This is a genomic window from Thiocapsa sp. (assembly GCF_011390875.1).
GTDB lineage: Bacteria > Pseudomonadota > Gammaproteobacteria > Chromatiales > Chromatiaceae > Thiocapsa.
The window spans coordinates 1-18,897 of sequence record NZ_JAABRP010000094.1; the positions used below are offsets into that span (position 1 = coordinate 1).

Consider the following 18,897-nt stretch of genomic DNA (forward strand, 5'->3'; position numbering starts at 1 on the left):
ACTCGGACACCTCTCCACGGGGAATCGCGATCGAGCCGAGAGGGGAATTGCTCTCCAATTGCCATGGCTACGACCCGCGAGCCCGGTAGAATACAGGAAGGCAGGATTGCGTTCAAATCAGGCTCGAAAAGTCTGGATGGGCGATGCCTCGTCGAGGGGAATGTCCTGTCTGAAATCCACGACCTTTCCGAAATCCACCCACGGAAATCCACCCGGAGGAATCCACAGAAACATGGTTTCCCGAAAGGACCCGGGGCATCCGGCGCTGGCCGATGTTGCCGATCGTTACCGCCTTTATCAGTTGGCTGTCCAGAACCCGCGAACGGAGATTGATTTCGTCGACCGGACCTTTCGGCAGCTGCGCGGGCGAAGTGCTCGCCTGCTGCGCGAGGATTTTTGCGGGACGGCCGCGGTGTGCTGCGAGTGGGTGAGTCGGCGCAAACGGAATCGGGCCCGGGGCGTGGACCTGGACCCCGATGTCCTGGCCTGGGGGGAGCATCATAATCTCGCGGCGTTGGACGCGTCCGCACGGGCGCGAGTCGCCTTGATTGCGGGAGATGTCCGCGAGGTCGAGACGCCCTCCCCCGATATCGTCTTGGCGATGAATTGCAGCTACTGGCTACTCACAGACCGGTGCCATCTGCTGCGCTATTTCGAACGGGTACGCGACACCTTGGCTGTGGGTGGGATCTTTTTTCTCGATGCCTTTGGTGGTTACGACACCTTTCGCCTACTTACAGAGGAGCGGCGGGTAGCGGACCCGCAGGGCGGCAGCTTCACCTATATCTGGGAACAAGCGGCGTACGAACCCGTGACCGGCAGGCTGGTGTGTCATATCCATTTTCGGTTCGACGATGGATCGGAGTGGCCGCTTGCCTTCAGCTACGATTGGCGGCTGTGGACATTGCCGGAGATCCGCGAGTTGCTGGCGGCGGCCGGCTTTTCGCGAGTGATGGTCTACTGGCAGGGGTGGGACGCCCACGGCAAGCCGGACGGCGTCTTTGTGCCGGTCGAAAGCGGAGAGCCGGACGCCGGGTGGATCGCTTATCTCACAGCGGAGAAGTAAGCGCCGTCGGGCGACGATGACGGCGCCGTGCATCCCGCGGACCGGAATGTGGTCGCGATCCGGGCTCCGGCCTTAGGGGTCTATCGGAACCCTAAATGCTCAGGATGCGATGCGCAAACGGACGTTTTCGAGACGCGACAGGATAAAATCGGCGACGGTCTCGTAATCGTCGAGGGGGAGCACGACGAGCGGTGACTCGACTGCGAGGGAAACGTCGGTGGCTACCGCAATGATGCTCGGATCACCGGGATAGAGCGGCGCTTCCCCCGTGGACGGGCGATGGACCTCGATCTTCGGATAGTCCGCATGCTTAAAGCCTTCTACGAGGACCAGATCGAGTCTGTCGAGCTCGAACCGCGCAAGCATCCGATGAAGATCCGGGTCCTCGCCCTGCATCGGATTTTGGACCTGCAACGCCCAGCGTGCCTTGGAGGCCAGCAGGGTCTGATGCGCACCGGCCTCGCGCACCTCGTAGCTGTCCTTGCCGGGCACGTCCAGGTCAAAGCGATGGTGTGCATGTTTGAGGTAGCCGACGCGCAGACCACGACCGCCGAGAACGGCGACGACCTGCCGGAGCAAGGTGGTTTTGCCCGACCCGCTCGGAGCGACAAAGCCGACCACGGGAATGATTGTCTCGACCATCGGGTTGCTCCTCGGTGCACAGCGGGAACGGGATCGCCTCTTCGGGGGCGCCTGTTTGCCCGCATTCTAAACGCGTGAGTCCGGTCCACGCCTTGGACATTTTTCGAAGGCCGGCGCAGAATGTCACGCAGAAGCGGTCGGCCCCTGTTCCGGTCACGACCGACGCAGCGCACCACCGCGCATTCCTCGCGAAATGCAGTCCCTCGACGACATCGTCCCGAAGAAAAGACTCCCGAATCCATGGCTCAATACATCTTTACAATGAATCGGGTCGGCAAGATCGTGCCGCCCAAGCGCGTCATCCTGCGCGATATCTCTCTGTCCTTCTTCCCGGGCGCCAAGATCGGCGTACTCGGTCTGAACGGCTCGGGTAAATCAACCCTGCTGAAGATCATGGCCGGTCTCGATACCGAGATCGAGGGCGAGGCGCGCCCTCAGCCCGGCATCAAGATCGGTTTCCTGTCGCAGGAGCCGGGGCTCGATCCGAACAAGGACGTGCGCGGCAATGTCGAGGAGGCGCTCGGCCACATCACGGCGGCCTTGGAGCGGCTAGATGCGGTCTATGCCGCCTATGCGGAGCCGGATGCGGACTTCGACGCTCTGGCCAAGGAGCAGGCCGAGCTCGAAAACCTGATCGAGGCCACCGACGGGCACAATTTGGAGCGCACACTAGAGGTCGCCGCGGATGCACTGCGTCTTCCGCCCTGGGATGCAGACGTGACTAGGCTCTCGGGCGGCGAGCGCCGCCGTGTCGCGCTCTGCCGTCTGCTGCTGTCCAAGCCGGACATGCTGCTCCTTGACGAGCCGACCAACCATCTGGACGCCGAATCGGTCGCCTGGCTCGAGCGCTTCCTGCATGAGTATCCAGGCACCGTCGTGGCCGTCACCCATGACCGTTATTTCCTGGACAATGTCGCGGGCTGGATCCTGGAGCTCGACCGTGGACACGGCATCCCCTGGGAGGGCAACTATTCCTCCTGGCTGGAGCAGAAGGAGCAGCGTCTGGAGCTGGAGCAGAAGCAGGAGCAGGCGCGCATCAAGTCCATGAAGCACGAGTTGGAGTGGGTGCGTTCCAACCCGAAGGGCCGCCACGCCAAGAGCAAGGCGCGTATGGCCCGATTCGACGAGCTGCAGTCGCAGGAATTCCAGTCCCGCAACGAGACCAACGAGATCTATATCCCGCCGGGCCCCCGTCTGGGCGACCTGGTGATCGAGGCCGAGGGGCTGAAAAAAGCGTACGGCGATAATCTGCTCTACGACAACCTCTCCTTCACCCTGCCCAAGGGCGGCATCGTCGGCATCATCGGCCCGAATGGCGCCGGCAAGACGACGCTCTTCCGCATCCTGACCGGGCAGGAGACACCCAACGCCGGCAATCTGCGCATCGGCGAGACGGTGAAGATCGCCTATGTCGATCAAAGCCGCGATTCGCTCGACGACAGCAAGACCGTCTGGGAGGAGATCTCCGACGGGGCGGACAACATCGTGGTCGGTCGCTACGAGATGTCCTCGCGCGCCTACTGCAGCCGCTTCAACTTCAAGAGCACCGATCAACAGAAGCGCATCGGCGATCTCTCCGGCGGGGAACGCAACCGGGTGCATCTGTCGAAGCTCTTGAAGAGCGGCGGCAACCTCCTGCTGCTCGACGAGCCCACCAATGACCTGGACGTGGAGACACTGCGCGCACTCGAGGAGGCCCTGTTGACCTTCCCCGGCTGCGCGGTGGTGATCAGCCATGATCGCTGGTTCCTGGATCGCATCGCGACCCACATTCTGGCCTTCGAGGGCGACTCGCAAGTGACCTGGTTCGAAGGCAACTATGCCGATTACGAGGCCGATCGGCATCGGCGTTTGGGCACCGAGGCGGATCAGCCGCACCGACTCAAGTATCGGAGGCTCAGCGCCTAGACGGCCACGGGGCCGTCTGCGCCCGACCATGAGCCTCCGTCCGAACCGATTGATTCGGCATCCCTGGAGACCCTATCGGGTTGTTCCCGCCTCCACGCGCTCGGCCACTCGGGGCTTTGTGATCGCCCTGAGCGGCAGCCTCCTGACCTTGGGCCTGGTGGCCTGGGATTATCGCGAGCGGATGTCGGCGATCGCTGACGATTCGAGCCGGCAGCACGCCGAGCTCGGGGTCGCGCTGGCCTTGGCGCTGGGCGTCGCGATCGCGACGATGACGATCGCACCCCTCTTCTATTTGCGTTTCCGTTCACTCGCACGCGCAGAGCTCCACGACCTCGCCGATCTGGACGCCGCCGGCGAGACCTTGCGCGCCCTGCTCGGCACCGTCTCGCACGGGGTGATCTTGACCGACGTCGACGGCCGGATCCGCTTGTTCAATCCGGCCGCCGAGATCCTCTTCGGCCGCCTCTGCGAAGAGACCCTGGCCTTGCCGATCGAGATCCTGATTCCCGATCTGCGACTGTCGGAGGTGATCGAGAGCACCCGCGCGCGCCCCGGACTCGGATCGCGCGTGCTGCACCTCCGCGGCGTCCGAGCGGACGATCGGCAGTTCCCGATGCGTGTGCTGACTCGACCCCTGACGCTCGACGGCGAGGATTTCCGGATGCTGATCGCGGAGGACATGACCGACCTCGAGCGCAGCGAGCAACGTATGGAGTTTCTCGAGCAGCGCGACCCGCTGACGGGGCTCCAAAACCGCCCGACCTTCGAGCGCGTCCTCGGTGCCGTCATGCCGCTGCGCGGCAAGGAGAACCCCAAACACGCGCTCTGCTTGATCGATATCGACCGATTCAAGGTGATCAACGACACGTTCGGTCACGCCGCCGGCAATAAGGTCCTCGAACAGCTCGGGCAGATCGTGCAGACCAAGTTGGGTGCCGCAACCGCTCTGGCCCGCTTGAGCGGAGACGAGATCGTCGCCCTCTTCGTCGGCGATGCGGCACACCAGGCAAAGGAACTCTGCGAAGATCTGCTTCGCACGACGCGCAACTTTCTCTTCACCTGGCAGGAAAGCTCATTCGACATCACGCTCAGCATCGGCTTGGTCGTGTTCGATCCCGCGAAGGTCGGCGCCGTCGATGCGCTCGGACAGGCCGATATCGCCTGCCGTGTCGCCAAGAAGCAGGGTCGCGATCGGATCCATGTTTACGGTCATCGCGATGCGGAGAGCATCCGCCACCGCGGAGATCTGGCCCTCCTGCCCGTCATCGGCCGTGCGCTGAGCGACGGGCGATTTCGGATCATGGCTCAGCCGATCCAATCGCTCAAAGGCACCAATGAGCCGATCCACTACGAGATCCTGGCGCGGATGCAGGACGAGAAGGGCGAGGCCGTGGTGCCGGAGACCTTCATCGCGGCGGCCGAGCGTCACATCCTCATGCCGACGATCGACCGATGGATCGTCACGCATGTCTTCTCGCACCAGTCCGAGCAACTTGCCGCTTGGCACGAGGCGGTTCCGGATCGCTTCATGCTGGCGATCAATCTGTCCGGAACCACGCTGATGGACGACGGCTTCACCGCGTATCTCAAACGTCAGTTCTCCGAGTACGAGATCCCCTACGCCAGCATCTGCTTCGAGATCACCGAGACCGCCGCCGTGGCGGATTTGCGCCGCGCACGGACCTTCATGCAGGAGATGCAAGCACTCGGGACATCCTTCGCGGTCGACGATTTCGGAACGGGCTTCGCCTCCTATGCCTATCTGAAGTTCCTGCCGGTGGACTATCTCAAGATCGACGGGAGCTTCGTGCGCAATCTGGAGACCGACCCCGTCGATCGCGCGCTCGTCTCCTCCATCAACCATATCGGACATGTGTTGGGCATGAAGACGATCGCCGAGTGGGCCGAAACCCCTGAGCTGGTCGAGCGACTTCGCACGATGGGCGTGGATTATGCCCAAGGCTTCGGGGTCGGGCGGCCGTTGCGGTTGGAGGATCTTCGGCTGCATCGCGCCTTGAGACAGAATGCAGCCGTGCAGACTCCGGCGGATGTCCTGCCTGGCTCGATCGCGCTTTGATGCCTGCGCGCAGCGAGGCGATCCGCCGAGCCCCGGATGTCATCGAACAGGACGGATAGCGAGATGGGTGCCAAGAAACGACTCCTCCAACGCGTAGAGACCCTTTTAGAGCGTCTCGCGACCCTGCTTCCGGCCGGTACCGATGCCCCGGACTGGACCGCCCACGCCTTTCGGTGGCGCCGCCGCGGCGATCGCGGCTGGTTGCAGGCGGTACCCGCTCCGCATAGGATCGACCTCGACGACCTGCTCTGTCTGGATCGACAGAAGACCGAGATCGAGCGCAACACCGCGCAGTTCCTCGCCGGTCGCGGGGCCAACAATGTCTTGCTGTGGGGTTCACGCGGGACCGGCAAATCCTCGCTGATCAAGGCAGTCTTCAACGCGATGCGCGACCGCGGATTGCGTCTGATCGAGGTCGACAAGGATGACCTGATTCAACTGCCCGAGATCCTGGAACTGATTCGCGACCGCCCGGAACGCTTCATTCTTTTCTGTGACGACCTCTCCTTCGAGGCCAGCGAATCCGGCTACAAGGCGCTCAAGGCCGCCTTGGACGGATCGATTACGGCAACGCCGGAGAACCTGCTCATCTACGCTACCTCCAACCGCCGGCATCTGCTGCCGGAGCTCCAGTCCGAGAACCGGGAGGCCCGTTTCGTCGATGGCGAGCTGCATCACGGGGAAGCGGTCGAGGAGAAGATCTCGCTCTCCGATCGGTTCGGACTCTGGATCGCCTTTCACCCATTCAGCCAGGCCCAGTACCTTGCCCTCGTCCGCCACTGGCTCGCCCGCTTCGGCGATGCATCCGAAGTCGCTGCACCCGAGGCGCGCGAGATGCTCGAGCGGGCTGCACTCCAGTGGGCCTTGCGCCGCGGCTCGCGCAGCGGTCGCACGGCCTGGCAGTTTGCACGCGATTGGTCCGGGCGCGATTGACCGCACGACGAATCGGCCATCGGCGCTCCCGGCGAGGATGAAGCGCTTTCGATGCGATCATTCGCAGAGACACAGGTGAAGTGATGAGCCAGTTGAAGCAGCCTCCGTGGCTGAAGAACGCCCAGGGTACAATGCGGAGGGTCGGCGTCGAGTTGGAAATGAGCGGGCTCGAGCTCGATGCGCTGGCCGCATGCGTGGCCGACTTTTTCGCACTCGAGATCAGATCGCGCGGACGTTACGAGCGCGTGCTCGAAGGCGATCCGGCCGGCGACTGGATCGTCGAGCTTGACTATGACCTGCTCAAACGGCTCGGCCGCGAAACCCGCGCCGAGGACACCTTGGAGGGCGAAATCGGTCGGGCAGCAGAAGATGTCCTCGCCTGGGCCGCCGAGGCGATCGTTCCCGTTGAGGTGGTCGGCCCGCCGCTGCCGCTGGAGCGGCTCGGGGAGGTCGAAGGGCTCATCGTTCACCTGCGCGAGGCGGGTGCCAAAGGCACCTCCGACAGCTTCGTCAACGCCTTCGGCATGCAGTTCAATCCGGAGGTGCCCGGCACCGATCCGGACACCCTCACGGCCTGTTTGAAGGCGTTCCTGTGTCTGTCGGACTGGCTGGTCGCGCGTGCGGACATCAATCTCACGCGAAGGGTCACGCGCTATGTCGATCCCTTCCCGCCGGGCTACATCCGCAAGGTGATCGCGCCCGACTACCGGCCCGATCTGTCGGTGCTGATCGACGACTACCTTGCCGAGAACCCGACCCGCAACCGCATGCTCGACATGCTGCCGCTGTTTCTCTTTCTCGACGAGGCGCGTGTGCGCAAGGTCACGGAGGATCCGCTTGTGAAGGCGCGGCCCACCTTTCATTACCGTCTGCCCGATTGCGAGATCCACAAACCGGGCTGGGGTTTGCACCACGCCTGGAACGACTGGGTGGAGGTAGAACGCTTGGCCGCGGACGAGACACGTCTGAACGGCTGCTGCGCGGCCTATCGCGCCTTTCTCGATCGTCCACTCGAGCGCTGGCTCGAGACGTGGAAAGACGTCCTGGAGGCCGAGTGGCTGGACCTCCGGTAATCGCGATCACCGGACCCGCGCGCGGCGCCTTCGGTCCTCGCCTGCTGGTTGCCCTCGCGGTGCGCCTCTACGGCGGGCGGCCGCTGCAGGTTCGCCCGGGCGACGCCCCGAAGACCTTGACCTACCAGGGCGTGGTGGTGACGGGCGGTCACGATGTCGAGCCCGTGCTCTACGCCGCCGAGCCCGAGGTCGAGCCGAATTACGACAGGGCACGCGACGCGCTCGAAACCGAGGTGATCCGGGATGCGCTCGACCGCGGTTTACCGTTGCTCGGGATCTGCCGGGGTGCGCAATTGCTCAATGTCTGCCGTGGCGGATCCTTGTTCCAGGACCTGCACTCGCATCGGTACAAGACCTCTCATCGCTGGACGATCCTTCCACTGAAGACCCTCTGCGTGGATGACGCGGCCACGGTGATCGGCCGCCTTCTGGGTCCCGGGCGCCGGCGCATCAACAGCCTGCACAACCAAGCCATCGACCGACTCGGGGACGGTTTGCGCGTCAGCGGTCGAGATCTCGACGGCATCGTCCAGGCGATCGAAGATCCGCAGGCGGAGTTTTTGGTCGGCGTGCAATGGCATCCGGAGTTTCTGATCTATGTGTCGCGTCAGCGTGCCCTGTTCCGCGCGCTCGTCGGACATGCGCGCGCCCTGTCCTGACCGAATCCTCTTTTGCGATACGCTTCCCCGGGCGCGCGGTCCCGGCATCCATAGCAACGGCGGTGACCTCACATGGCTCGGCGAGAACCCAAAACCATATCGTTGGCACTCGGCAGCGGCGGTGCCCGCGGGATCGCGCATATCGGAATCATCGAGTGGCTGACCGAGCACGGCTACCGGATCGGCTCCATCAGTGGTGCCTCGATGGGCGCCCTGGTCGGCGGGATCTATGCAGCCGGCGAGCTCGATGCCTACAAGCGCTGGGTGTGCGCGCTGAGCCGCGGCGACGTCCTGCGTTTCGTGGATCTCGCCTTCAGCGGAGCGGGTCTGATCAAGGGCGACCGGATCATCGATACATTGCGCTCGATGGTCGGCGAGCACTCGATCGAAGAGCTGGGTATGAGCTTTACCGCCGTCGCCACCGACATCGACCGACAACGCGAGGTCTGGATCTCGGATGGGCCGCTCTTCGATGCCATTCGCGCATCGATCGCCGTGCCCGGCGTCTTTACCCCGCACCGGTATCGCGGGCTGACGCTGGTCGACGGAGGTCTGCTCAACCCGGTGCCGATCGCGCCGACCTTCCGCGACTTCACCGACTTGACGGTTGCCGTCAATCTCAATGCACAAACGCCGAACGCAGACGAGTCCGTCGATGAGGATACCCGCGCCAAGCTCCGGGACGACACACCGGCTTCGATCAACCCGGACGGAGAGACATCGAGCCAGCCGAGCTATCAGGAGCGAATTCGTCAATTCTTGGAGGACATCGGCGAGAGTTTGACGGGACGCGAAGAGGAGCAGATCGGCGTGTTCGACCTCACGCTACGCTCCTTCGAGACGATGCAGAATGCGATAGCGGCGGTCAAACTCGCGGCCTATCGGCCGGACGTCGTGATCAACGTCCCGCGCGATGCCTGCGCTGCGCACGAATTCCACCGGGCGAAAGAACTCATCGCGCTGGGCTATCGCCTGACCGACGACGCCATGGGTTCGGCCGCAACCTAGGCTTGACTCGCGGCGCATCGCACGCGAGACAGGAGGCACATCATCACCGACGGCTGCACGCCGTCCAGGACGTCTACCTCTCCGAAAGGGTCACCATCGCATGATGCATCGGGTACGCCGCGCGCCGACCATTGCTTCAGCCATTCATCCAGCGGCGGAGGGGTTCCGCAATGCTCGGGGGACCGCCGAAAACGCCGAGGGCCACAGACACCGACGCCGCGTAGATGTCACGGCGGCGACGCCTGCACCTCGCACCGATGTTGGGGATGAATCGCACAGGTTTTCGCTCTCCTCGCTCCGGCGATCGACCCGATCGGCCGACCAAAACCCATAGTGACCGCTCGACAGCGCTCCGACAACCCCGCCGGCATCGATCCCGGGTGCTCACTCCGAAGGCGCGGCGAGATAGGTCTCGGACTGCATCTCCATGAGACGGCTGAGCAGCCGCTCGTGGGCAAAATCGATCAGTCCGCCCGAGTAAAGTCGATCGATGGGGGCGGCGGTCGAGAGGATGAGCTTGACGCGTTGGTCGTAGAACTCGTCGACCAAATGCAGGAAACGCCGCGCGGCCGCTTCGTGCTCCGGCCCCAAGATCGGCACGCCGGACAACAGCACGGTGTGAAACTCGCGTGCGATCTCGATGTAATCCGCCGCGGACCGAGGGCTCCCGCAAAGTGCGTCGAAATCGAACCAGATCACGTCCGCTGCCTGTCGACGCACCGGAAAGGTCCGGCCGTTAACCGAGAAGGCATCCGATCCGCCTTGATGCCCGCCGGTCAGACGATCGAAAGAGTCCGTCAGACGCCGCTCTGTTTCGTCCGGGCCGGCATCCTCGACGACGAAGAAGACTCCGCTCTGGGTCAGTGCACGCAAGCGGTAGTCATGGCCGCCGTCGAGCTCGAAGACCCGGGTATGGCGCTTGAGCAGCGCGATGGCGGGCAGGAAATTCCCGCGTTGCAGACCGTTGCGGTAGAGATCGTCGGGTTGGGTGTTGGCGGTGGTGACCAGCGTGAGACCGCGAGCAAAGAGCGCACCGAGGAGCCCGTGGAGCAGCATGGCGTCCGTGATGTCGGTCACGAGGAACTCGTCGAGACAGAGAACTCGGACCTCCTCGCAGAGTCCTTCTGCGATCACCTCGAGCGGATCGGGCTGCTTGGGAAGACGCGACATCCGATCATGCACGTCGCGCATGAAGTGATGAAAATGGATGCGGCGCTTGCCCGGCAGCGCGAGATCCTGAACGAACCAGTCCATCAGGTAGGTCTTGCCGCGCCCGACACCGCCCCAGAGATAGATGCCCGGGATCGGCGTCGCCGGGCCGCGTTGCCGACCGGCCAGACGCCCGATCAGACCGCGCCCGAGAAGGCCCCGGCCGCCTTGGCGCTGCGGCGTTCGCAGAAGCGTTTCGTGCAGCCCGAGAAGCAACTCGCCGGCCTCGCGCTGGGCGGCATCCAGCGGTTTGAAATCGGCCATGGGTCAGACGCTCGGCAGCCAGTCGCGGATCCGCCGGACGCCTTCGTCGAGATCCTTGATCTCGCGCGTGTAGGCGAAGCGGACATGGCGCGCCGCGTCGTGACGGCCGAAGTCATCACCGGGCGTCAGAGCGACACCGGCTTCTTCCAGCATTCGGCCGGTGAAGGTCATGGAGTCGAGCGCCATGCCCTCGGGCAACCGGGCGTAAAGGTAGAAAGCACCGCTCGGCTGCACCGGGATCCCGAACCCAAGAGCGCGCAGCGCGGGCAGCAGCCGGTCGCGCCGCCTCTGAAACGCCAGACGGCGTGTCTCGAGGATCTCGATGGTCGCCGGATCGAAAGCCGCCAAAGCGGCGCACTGTGCGGGCGTGTTGGCGGCAATGAAGAGATTCTGCGCCATCCGCTCCATGACTTCGACCGCGTCCTCGGGTCCTGCCAGCCAGCCGAGGCGCCAGCCGGTCATTCCGAAGTATTTCGAGAAACTGTTGATCACATAGAGATCGCTCGAACCAAGCGCAAGCGCGGTGCGATCCGGCACATCGTAAGTCAGGCCCTGGTAGATCTCGTCGACAACAAGTGCCGTGCCGCGGTCTCGACAGAAGGCATGGAGCTCACTCAGCATGTCGGGCGCGATCGATGCACCGGTCGGATTGGACGGCGATGCGACGACGATCGCGCGCACGCTCGGGGTCCACGCGGACTCGGCCAGCGCGACCGTCATCTGATAATCGGTATCCGGACCCACGGGGACGGCGATCGGCTCGACCCCCATGAGTTGCAGTACCTGTCGGTAGCAAGGGTAGGACGGGTCGCAGATAAGCACGTGATCGCCTGGATCAAGCAGGGCGAGAAACACGAGCTGAAGGGCACCCGAGGCACCCGGCGTGATCAAGATCCTTTCGGGGTCGACCGGGGTGTCGTAGCGATCGGCGTAATAGGCGCCGATCGCCCCGCGTAGCGCGGGCAGCCCGCCGGCCGAGGTATAGCGCGTGCGGCCGTCGGCCAAGGCGCGTTGGCCGGCCTCCAGGATGGGGCCGGGGGTCGGGAAGTCAGGCTCACCGACCTCCATGTGAATGATGGAGCGGCCGAGCGCCTCGAGCTCGCCGGCCCGCGCGAGCAGGCGCATGACATGGAAGGGCTCCACGCGACGGGCTTGCCCGGACAAGCGGGTGGCTGAAGTGGTCGGTAGCACGCGGCTCGGCTCAGACCCGACCGAAGGCGGCTCGATGCAACCGATCGAGCGTCTCGAGGTCCACCATCCGGCGGTCGCCCAAGTCACCGATGAGGGCGCGTGCGGGACGATCCGGCTCCCCGAGTTGATCGACCACCAGCGGGGCGTCGCTCAGGTCCTGTCCGGCCGTGTAGTCGTTCACCGTCACCAAAAGGGCTCGCAAGCCGGCGCCCAGGGCGGAGCGAACCCCGTTGTCCGAGTCCTCCACCGCAACGCAATCGGTCGCGTCCAGCCCGAGCTCGGATAGCGCGAGCAGAAAGATGTCCGGTGCAGGCTTCTTCGCCGGCACGACATCGCCGGCAGCGATCACCTCGAACCAATCCCGTAGACCCGGCTCGCCGGCGTTGTCGAGCAGCACGCTGACGTTCTCGGGTGTGGTCGTGGTCGCAATCGCCAGGCGTACGCCGGCATCGCGCGCCTCGCGCAACAGGCGCAGTACACCCGGTCGCAGCGGGATGGCGCCGCCTTCGAGCAACGAGACGTAGTGGCGGGTCTTCGCGCGATGTAGACCGGCAATCATATCCGCCGCGTCGAGCGACGGATCGAGAGCGATCCCCTCCTCCGCGATGTAGGTCGCAATCCGCTCCTTTCCGCCGGTGACCCGCAGCAGCTCGCCGTAACGCTCCGCGTCCCAGAGCCAATCCAAACCGGCCTCGGCGAAGGCGGCGTTGAAGGCGGGGCGATGTCCGTCTCGCTCGGTGTCGGCGAGCGTACCGTCGACGTCGAAGATCAGTGCCTTGAAGCCAAGCATCGTTAGCCCTCCGCGGGCATCATGAAAAAGGCCGCCCAACCGGACGGCCTCATCGCTAATCACGGACGATCGCGGATCAGTCCTTCATACGGTACTCATCGTGACACGCCTTACAGGTTTCCCCGAGTTTGCCGAAGGCGTTCGAGACTTCGACTTGATCTCCGGAGGCGGCAACCTTGGCAAGATTGTCGGCCGCCGCTACGAAGTTCCCAGCGATGGTTCCGACGTCTTCCATGTTCGCGAACAATTCCGGCTTGACCCGAGTCTTGACGTTGCCCACATCCTTTTCGGTGCCTGGCCCGAAGAGCGCACCCATGCCGGAATTGGCGATGGCGGCGATCGCATTCGCGGCGGCGGCAACCTGCTCCGCGTTATAGTCGCCCTCCAGATTCGACTTAATCTTGCCCATGTTCCAGCTCATGAAGCTGTAACCGGCCTGGCGGTACTGGATCTGCTCCTCGGGCTTGAGATCGGCAAGTGCCGTGCTGGCGATACCCAGGGCGGCGATCCCGAGGACGGTGCTGGCTAGGATTCGGTTCATTCGACAGTCTCCATGTTGGTTTGATTTCCCCGCCCGGTGCAACGTTGGGGAGCTCGGCGGCAAAATCCAGTGCCCCGCCTCTCGACCGACGCTGCTGTCCGAGCATGAAAGGCCGCCGAATGATAACCCATGCTCGTCGGCTTGCCACCCCGAGCGAACCCGAGCGAAGCGCTCGGAGTGGGTCGCGCGAGTGATGAAACCCGATACGATCGGTGGCAAGATCCCGATCGGTTCTCGACCTGTTCCGATCCGCACCGAAGGCAGGCATCCGAGGCGGCGATCCGATCTATTTCAATGGGGTTCCATGAGCGTTCAACTCACCCGATCACTGGCGACACTTCTCGGCGAGGTCGAACGGCCCGGCGACTTCCACGCGACCGGCACCGTCGACATGCATCCGCCGCGCATCCAGGTCGAGGGCGTGGGCACCCTGTCGCTTCCGCTCATGGCCACGCAGGCGGAGGCGCTTGTCGCCCAAGCGGAGCAGGCCCCATACGGGCGCGGCACCGAGACCCTGGTCGACACCGGCGTGCGCCGGACCTGGCAGATCGACGGGGCGCGGGTGCAGATCTCGGGCAAGGCGTGGGCGCAGGATCTGGAGACCATGGTCGCCCAAGCAAAGTCCGGACTCGGCGTGAACGGCGCGGTTTCGGCCGAGCTTTACAAACTGCTGGTCTACGACACCGGCAGCTTCTTCATCAGCCACCGCGACAGCGAGAAGGCGCCCGGCATGTTCGCCACGCTGGTGGTCGTCCTGCCTTCGGAGCACCGCGGCGGCGAGCTACTGGTGCGTCATCGGGGTCGCGAGGTGCGCCTGGATCTGCGTCGGGACGAACCCTCCGAGGTCGCTTTCGCGGCCTTCTATGCGGACTGTCTCCACGAGGTCCTGCCCGTCGTCTCGGGGTATCGACTGGCGCTCATCTACAACCTCATCCGCACCGAAGAGGATCAGCCCCTCGGACCGCCGGACTATGATCGCGAGCACCAATGGGCGGTCAAGCTGCTGCAGGCCTGGGGCACGCCCGCGGCGGGCGGGTCGGACGAGCCGACCCTCACGAAACTCATCTATCCGCTGGAGCACGCCTACACCCCCGCCGAGATCGGGTTCGACCGGCTGAAGGGCGCCGATGCGGCCGCCGCGGGTCTCCTGGTTGGCGCTGCGCGGGAGGCCGATTGCGACGTCTATCTCGCACTGGTCTCGATCGAAGAGTCCGGCTGGGCGGAACACACCGGAGGCGGTTACTGGGGTCGTCACGACGAGGACGAATTCGAGATCGGCGAGGTCAACGAAAGCCAGCAGATCGTCGACACCTGGCGCCATCCCGACGGCAGCCATCCGGATTTGGGGCCGTTGCCCTTCGAGCTGGAAGAACTCTCCCCGCCCGGCGCCTTCGACGACCTGGAGCCGGACGAGCTTGAGTTTCAGGAGGCCACCGGCAACGAAGGAGCGAGCTTCGATCGACTCTATCAGCGCGCCGCCCTCGTCGTCTGGCCGCGCACGCATCGCGCTGCGGTCCTCAGCCAAGGCGGACTGGAGGTCAGCGTTCCATTCCTCGGCGAGCTGGTCCGGCAATGGCAAGAGGCCGGTGCCGATCCTCGGGCGCCGCTCCGGGAGGAGGCACACCTGCTCGCTGAACGGATTCGCATCGATTGGCCCGAGGCGGACTGGGTCCGACGCAGGGCCAGCGCGGACGGCGTCGCGGCGGCCTACTTGCAGCACCTCACGGCCTTGGGCGACCTTGCCGAGATTGACGCCTTTGCAGGCGGACCGATCGCGGCCGGAGCTTACGGTGAAACCGACAATCCCGCACTCGTCGAGGCGCTGACCGCCCTCACGCCCGAGCGTGCACAGCGGCTGATCCACGACATCATCGCCGGGAACGCGAGGGCCCATCCGGTCGCCTGCGCCGATCTGCTCGCACGCGCCGCGAACCGGATCATCGAGACCGGAACCGGGACAGCCAAAACCTTGCGCCGGGCCGCCGACGCACTCGTGCAAGCCCTCCCCGGCCGACGCGCCACGCAATCCCCTGTCGATGCCTACCGGTATCTCAACGCATCGACGGGTACCGAGCCAACCGATGCCATGGTGGCGAATCTCCTGAGCGGTCTCGAGCACATCGACCCCGATCTGGCGCGACGGGCCTTCGAGCATCTCTTGAAGCATCCCGACCGCTACGATATCGACCGCATCCTCGTGCCCGCAGCCCTAACCTTGCACGCCGACGAGACAACCCGCTCGCTCCCCTCCGCACAAGCCTTGCGTGGGCTGGCGCTCGCACACCTGCGCCGACGCATCGCCGAACCCTTGGAACCCCCGTCCGACTGGCAACGGGCCAGCCAAGTGACCTGCACCTGCGCCAACTGCCAAGAGCTCAGCCGCTTCCTCGCCGATCCGACCCGACCGGAATGGGCCTTCCGAGCCGCTCAACGCCATCGCGATCATGTCGCGGACTCGGTGCGAACCGATTGCTGCGACCTGGATCTCGACACCGAACGACGCGGCAATCCGCACACCCTGCGCTGCACGAAAAACCAAGCCAGCTATCTGCGCCGGGTCGTGCAGAGAGAAGACGACTCGGCCCATTTGACGCAACTCGGTGGACTCCCCGAGACCTGACGATGGGTTCGGTTAGATGGCCCCCCGCGACGGGACATCATCTGCCATCAAATCGACACTTTCCTGGCTCACCAGGCGCACACCGAGTCGCCGCGCCAACCCCTCTGCGCCCTGCGCCATGATTCGCGTATGGTTTCGAATGAACAGCGCACGGGCGAACGGGGCAATCAGGTTCATCCACCACCGTGTGCTGCGGACATGCCACTCGTACTGAACGATGCTCAACGCGCCTTGCCGAGCGAAACGCCAACGGCCGATCCCTTCAAGGTCACCCTCGGCAGTACCCTCGATGACCTCCAGATTTTCGATACGGGTCGCTCGTACCTCGAACACCATCCGATAAGGCAACGTCCCTTTCCAGTAGTAGCGACGTATATTGTCGATGCCGTCGGCATCCCCGGCTTGCACCTGCTCGACCTTCTGAACGCCTGGCCACCACTCAGGCCAGCACAGGGTATTCTGGATGACGAGGTACACTTGCTCAAGCGGTGCTTCGATACGCCAGATCGCCAGCAAGTGATAGTCCGCCATGGGGCCTCCAGCGCCTCCAACTCAGTCATTAATGCGCCCGGCTCGGGTCGTCATGAGCCGGAGAAACCAGGGTCAGAATCCGGGGCTCGCCCGGGGCTTGACCTGAACCTCGCCGATACGTCCATCGAATCCAACCTCAGCCCGGCGCCTGATGCAGGGTGATCTGAGTGAAGGGGATCTCCCAGCCGTTGTCGTTGCAGGCATCGACCAGGATGCGCTGGATGGCGTGGCGGATCAGAGGCGTATGGGGTGCGGCCTCGCCTGCCGCATCGACGTGGATTTCGTAATCGAGCGACGAGGCCGCGGCCGACTGAAAATGGACCGCAACCGCCTTGATGTGCTCGCGCGGAACCACGTCGGTTAGTCCCTGCTCAAGTCTCTCGCGCATCCGTTCGGGCACCTCGGTGGTCGCGATCCCCTGGTGCCGATAATCGATCCCGAAGGTCGAGACGATTCGAAAACCCTCGGACAGCCGGCGCGGATTCAGACCAACAAAGACGTCGGTCGGGTAGACGACATCCTCGCCACCGATCTCCCTGAGATGCACGGCGCTCGGGCTCTGTCGCGACACCTGCCCCACGCGTCCGTCCGCGAGCTCGACCCAGTCACCGGTTCGGGTCGGGAACCACTCCTCCTCTGCTCCGGCGGGTCGGGAATAGAGTCCGACCAACGCATTCACCGGAATCTCTTGGAGCCCGCCGTCGAGCCGCGGATTGGCCAAGCGAACCCTGAAGCCGAGCATCTCGACCTGATAGGGCAGACCGTTGAAACGGATGCGCTCACCCTCTCGGACCGCGCCGATGTTCAGGACCAACCGCACGGTTTCGACCTGGCTCGGAAGCGTCTTGATGCTGGCCCAGGCGACGCCGATCAGGAAGATGACGATGATGCCGAGCATGAACCAATCGCCCGCCATGTTGAACACCAACATCATCGCGATCAAACCGCCCAGCACGCTGAAGACATGCAACAGCAACGCGGTCAGACGACTGCTGAACTTCGTTCCTGCCGTCCCCGCGCCGCCTTTCGATGCCTGGAGTCGACCCAGCAACGACGACAGGAATCGCACTCCGAAGAACACCGCAGCGAAGGCACCGACGGCCAGGAGAAGATTCAGTCCGCGGGTCTGAAAAAAGCGCTTGGCGTAATTGGTTGTTTCGTCGAAAACGGATTGGCGCTGCGCGAGCCGATTCCCAAGCTGGATATCGAGCGCGGTGTAGCGGTTTGCGGTATCGTCGGCGACGCGCTGCCAGTGGGCGAGGCGTTCTTCCAGCCGCCCTCCGAGCTCGTCGGATGGCCCCTCTGCGAGGAGACGCTCCAAGCGCTCGACCGCTTTCTCGGCCAACGCCTTGCGCTCCTCGACCTGATTGAGCTCGGCTCGCAGCTCGCCGATGGCGCGGGATTCGGCGGTCGCACTTTCCAACTCGGCGAGGATCGGCTTGAGCAGACTGCTGAGCTCTTCTTGCCAATCAAAGGGCTGATCGACCTCGTCGATGAAAGGTCGAAGATCGATCTCCAATGCGAACCGCTCGAACTGAAGGCGCTGCTCCTTGAGCTGTTCTCGGAGCTCGCGAAGATCATCGCCGAGCGCTTGCCTGGTCACATCATCCTCGGCCGCAATCAGCCGGCGCTGCGTCTCCGCCACCTGTTGTTCTTGGCTCGACAATGCCTTGTGCAGTGCTTCGAGCGACTGGAGCGACGCGGTGTCCTGCGTCTCGAACGGCGTCGCGAAGGGGGATGACTCGGGTCGGGATCCGTCCGGAAGAGCGTCGGGCGTCGGGTCTTGAGCCACTGAAGGCAACGGTAGGCCAAGGACAAGCAGGATGGCCGCAGCCGCAACGATTCGGAGTTTCGTTGAATTTCGGTGCATGGTACCTCGCAGGTTGAGCCTAGGTGACAACGCGCGACGCCGCGAGGCCATCAGCGAGCACGCCGTCGAGCCAGTCGAACATCCGCTGATGAAAGAGCGATCGTCCCAGCATCGCGCAATGATCGCCGGCGCCTTCGGCCGCGAGAAAGCGCGCGAGAGTCTTCGGGCCTTCAAGGGCAGCGTAGACCCCGTCTGCCGACGCCGCCAAGGCGTCGTCCTCCTCCCAAGCAACGAACACCGGACAACGGATCGACCGTACCGCCTGCCGATTGCTGTAGAGGCGCGCGATCTCCAGATACTCGGGGAGCGAGTCGATGCCGTGGACCCAGAAGGCACGCTGGACAATCTTCCACCGCAGGGCGGGCGTTGCCGCGATGCGAGCCATGTAGGGTGCAAAGAGCGCCGGATCCGCGTGGCGTGGGTCCTCAAGCGCCTCGGCCGGCAGATCGGCGAGCATCTTATTCGTCGACCCCAGCAGCTCCATGAAGCCGGGGTCCGCGATACAGGCCGCCAGC

The 18,897-nt window shown here is 64.2% G+C and carries 16 protein-coding genes; 8 read left to right on the top strand and 8 right to left on the bottom strand.

Annotation, left to right across the window (positions count from 1 at the left end; all coding sequences use genetic code 11):
* Positions 1 to 232 precede the first annotated feature (232 nt).
* Positions 233 to 1,066: a class I SAM-dependent methyltransferase gene (locus GPT33_RS09300; protein WP_296807797.1), complete on the top strand. Its 834-nt coding sequence runs from the start codon at positions 233 to 235 to the stop codon at positions 1,064 to 1,066.
* Positions 1,067 to 1,165: 99 nt separating this feature from the next.
* On the opposite strand, the gene mobB is transcribed toward GPT33_RS09300, so the two are convergent.
* Complete coding sequence (mobB, locus tag GPT33_RS09305; protein WP_296807800.1) at positions 1,166 to 1,708, bottom strand: molybdopterin-guanine dinucleotide biosynthesis protein B; 543 nt, start codon at positions 1,706 to 1,708, stop codon at positions 1,166 to 1,168.
* Between the two features lie 240 nt (positions 1,709 to 1,948).
* On the opposite strand from mobB, the gene ettA reads away from it, so the two are divergent.
* The 6 genes from ettA to GPT33_RS09335 all read left to right on the top strand — a co-directional run bounded on the left by ettA (position 1,949) and on the right by GPT33_RS09335 (position 9,366).
* Positions 1,949 to 3,616, top strand: a complete 1,668-nt coding sequence (gene ettA / locus GPT33_RS09310) for an energy-dependent translational throttle protein EttA (protein ID WP_296807802.1) — start codon at positions 1,949 to 1,951, stop codon at positions 3,614 to 3,616.
* 28 nt (positions 3,617 to 3,644) lie between these two features.
* Positions 3,645 to 5,693, top strand: a complete 2,049-nt coding sequence (locus GPT33_RS09315) for an EAL domain-containing protein (protein ID WP_296807805.1) — start codon at positions 3,645 to 3,647, stop codon at positions 5,691 to 5,693.
* Between the two features lie 36 nt (positions 5,694 to 5,729).
* Positions 5,730 to 6,626 (top strand): ATP-binding protein, encoded by an 897-nt coding sequence (locus GPT33_RS09320; RefSeq protein WP_296807808.1) that lies wholly within the window; start codon positions 5,730 to 5,732, stop codon positions 6,624 to 6,626.
* Between the two features lie 83 nt (positions 6,627 to 6,709).
* Positions 6,710 to 7,699 carry an amidoligase family protein gene (locus GPT33_RS09325; protein ID WP_296807810.1) on the top strand — a complete coding sequence of 330 codons (990 nt, stop codon included), beginning with the start codon at positions 6,710 to 6,712 and terminating at the stop codon, positions 7,697 to 7,699.
* Positions 7,681 to 8,358 carry a type 1 glutamine amidotransferase gene (locus GPT33_RS09330; RefSeq protein ID WP_296807813.1) on the top strand — a complete coding sequence of 226 codons (678 nt, stop codon included), beginning with the start codon at positions 7,681 to 7,683 and terminating at the stop codon, positions 8,356 to 8,358. The genes GPT33_RS09325 and GPT33_RS09330 overlap by 19 nt, the downstream gene beginning before the upstream one ends.
* A 72-nt stretch (positions 8,359 to 8,430) precedes the next feature.
* Positions 8,431 to 9,366: a patatin-like phospholipase family protein gene (locus tag GPT33_RS09335; RefSeq protein WP_296807816.1), complete on the top strand. Its 936-nt coding sequence runs from the start codon at positions 8,431 to 8,433 to the stop codon at positions 9,364 to 9,366.
* Positions 9,367 to 9,750: 384 nt separating this feature from the next.
* On the opposite strand, the gene zapE is transcribed toward GPT33_RS09335, so the two are convergent.
* The 4 genes from zapE to GPT33_RS09355 form a co-directional block, all read right to left on the bottom strand.
* Positions 9,751 to 10,839: a cell division protein ZapE gene (gene zapE / locus GPT33_RS09340; protein ID WP_296807817.1), complete on the bottom strand. Its 1,089-nt coding sequence runs from the start codon at positions 10,837 to 10,839 to the stop codon at positions 9,751 to 9,753.
* 3 nt (positions 10,840 to 10,842) lie between these two features.
* The gene (locus GPT33_RS09345) at positions 10,843 to 11,964 is read right to left on the bottom strand and encodes an aminotransferase class I/II-fold pyridoxal phosphate-dependent enzyme (protein ID WP_296807841.1); all 1,122 of its coding nucleotides are present in this window, start codon (positions 11,962 to 11,964) and stop codon (positions 10,843 to 10,845) included.
* Positions 11,965 to 12,040: 76 nt separating this feature from the next.
* Positions 12,041 to 12,820, bottom strand: a complete 780-nt coding sequence (locus GPT33_RS09350; protein ID WP_296807820.1) for an HAD family hydrolase — start codon at positions 12,818 to 12,820, stop codon at positions 12,041 to 12,043.
* A 76-nt stretch (positions 12,821 to 12,896) separates the two neighbouring features.
* Positions 12,897 to 13,361, bottom strand: a complete 465-nt coding sequence (locus tag GPT33_RS09355) for a cytochrome c (protein WP_296807823.1) — start codon at positions 13,359 to 13,361, stop codon at positions 12,897 to 12,899.
* Positions 13,362 to 13,665: 304 nt separating this feature from the next.
* Here GPT33_RS09355 and GPT33_RS09360 point away from each other — a divergent pair, with 304 nt between their 5' ends.
* The gene (locus GPT33_RS09360) at positions 13,666 to 15,981 is read left to right on the top strand and encodes a 2OG-Fe(II) oxygenase (RefSeq protein ID WP_296807826.1); all 2,316 of its coding nucleotides are present in this window, start codon (positions 13,666 to 13,668) and stop codon (positions 15,979 to 15,981) included.
* Between the two features lie 12 nt (positions 15,982 to 15,993).
* Here the strand turns inward: GPT33_RS09360 and GPT33_RS09365 are convergent, their stop codons facing one another.
* From GPT33_RS09365 to GPT33_RS09375, 3 genes are all read right to left on the bottom strand, one after another.
* Entirely contained in the window at positions 15,994 to 16,512 is a 519-nt protein-coding gene (locus GPT33_RS09365; protein WP_296807830.1) for an SRPBCC family protein, read from the bottom strand.
* 136 nt (positions 16,513 to 16,648) lie between these two features.
* Positions 16,649 to 18,382 carry a hypothetical protein gene (locus tag GPT33_RS09370; protein ID WP_296807833.1) on the bottom strand — a complete coding sequence of 578 codons (1,734 nt, stop codon included), beginning with the start codon at positions 18,380 to 18,382 and terminating at the stop codon, positions 16,649 to 16,651.
* Between the two features lie 19 nt (positions 18,383 to 18,401).
* Positions 18,402 to 18,897 (bottom strand): hypothetical protein (locus GPT33_RS09375; protein ID WP_296807838.1); only part of this gene is annotated, 496 nt, incomplete at its 5' end.

What these genes read in the sequence shown, in the direction of transcription:
- ettA (WP_296807802.1), top strand. Translation starts at nt 1,949, where the DNA reads ATGGCTCAATACATCTTTACAATGAATCGGGTCGGCAAGATCGTGCCG.
- GPT33_RS09325 (WP_296807810.1), top strand. Translation starts at nt 6,710, where the DNA reads ATGAGCCAGTTGAAGCAGCCTCCGTGGCTGAAGAACGCCCAGGGTACA.
- GPT33_RS09300 (WP_296807797.1), top strand. Translation starts at nt 233, where the DNA reads ATGGTTTCCCGAAAGGACCCGGGGCATCCGGCGCTGGCCGATGTTGCC.
- GPT33_RS09350 (WP_296807820.1), bottom strand. Translation starts at nt 12,820, where the DNA reads ATGCTTGGCTTCAAGGCACTGATCTTCGACGTCGACGGTACGCTCGCC.
- GPT33_RS09315 (WP_296807805.1), top strand. Translation starts at nt 3,645, where the DNA reads ATGAGCCTCCGTCCGAACCGATTGATTCGGCATCCCTGGAGACCCTAT.
- GPT33_RS09360 (WP_296807826.1), top strand. Translation starts at nt 13,666, where the DNA reads ATGAGCGTTCAACTCACCCGATCACTGGCGACACTTCTCGGCGAGGTC.
- GPT33_RS09365 (WP_296807830.1), bottom strand. Translation starts at nt 16,512, where the DNA reads ATGGCGGACTATCACTTGCTGGCGATCTGGCGTATCGAAGCACCGCTT.
- GPT33_RS09320 (WP_296807808.1), top strand. Translation starts at nt 5,730, where the DNA reads ATGTCATCGAACAGGACGGATAGCGAGATGGGTGCCAAGAAACGACTC.
- GPT33_RS09355 (WP_296807823.1), bottom strand. Translation starts at nt 13,361, where the DNA reads ATGAACCGAATCCTAGCCAGCACCGTCCTCGGGATCGCCGCCCTGGGT.
- zapE (WP_296807817.1), bottom strand. Translation starts at nt 10,839, where the DNA reads ATGGCCGATTTCAAACCGCTGGATGCCGCCCAGCGCGAGGCCGGCGAG.
- mobB (WP_296807800.1), bottom strand. Translation starts at nt 1,708, where the DNA reads ATGGTCGAGACAATCATTCCCGTGGTCGGCTTTGTCGCTCCGAGCGGG.
- GPT33_RS09370 (WP_296807833.1), bottom strand. Translation starts at nt 18,382, where the DNA reads ATGCACCGAAATTCAACGAAACTCCGAATCGTTGCGGCTGCGGCCATC.
- GPT33_RS09335 (WP_296807816.1), top strand. Translation starts at nt 8,431, where the DNA reads ATGGCTCGGCGAGAACCCAAAACCATATCGTTGGCACTCGGCAGCGGC.
- GPT33_RS09345 (WP_296807841.1), bottom strand. Translation starts at nt 11,964, where the DNA reads ATGCGCCTGCTCGCGCGGGCCGGCGAGCTCGAGGCGCTCGGCCGCTCC.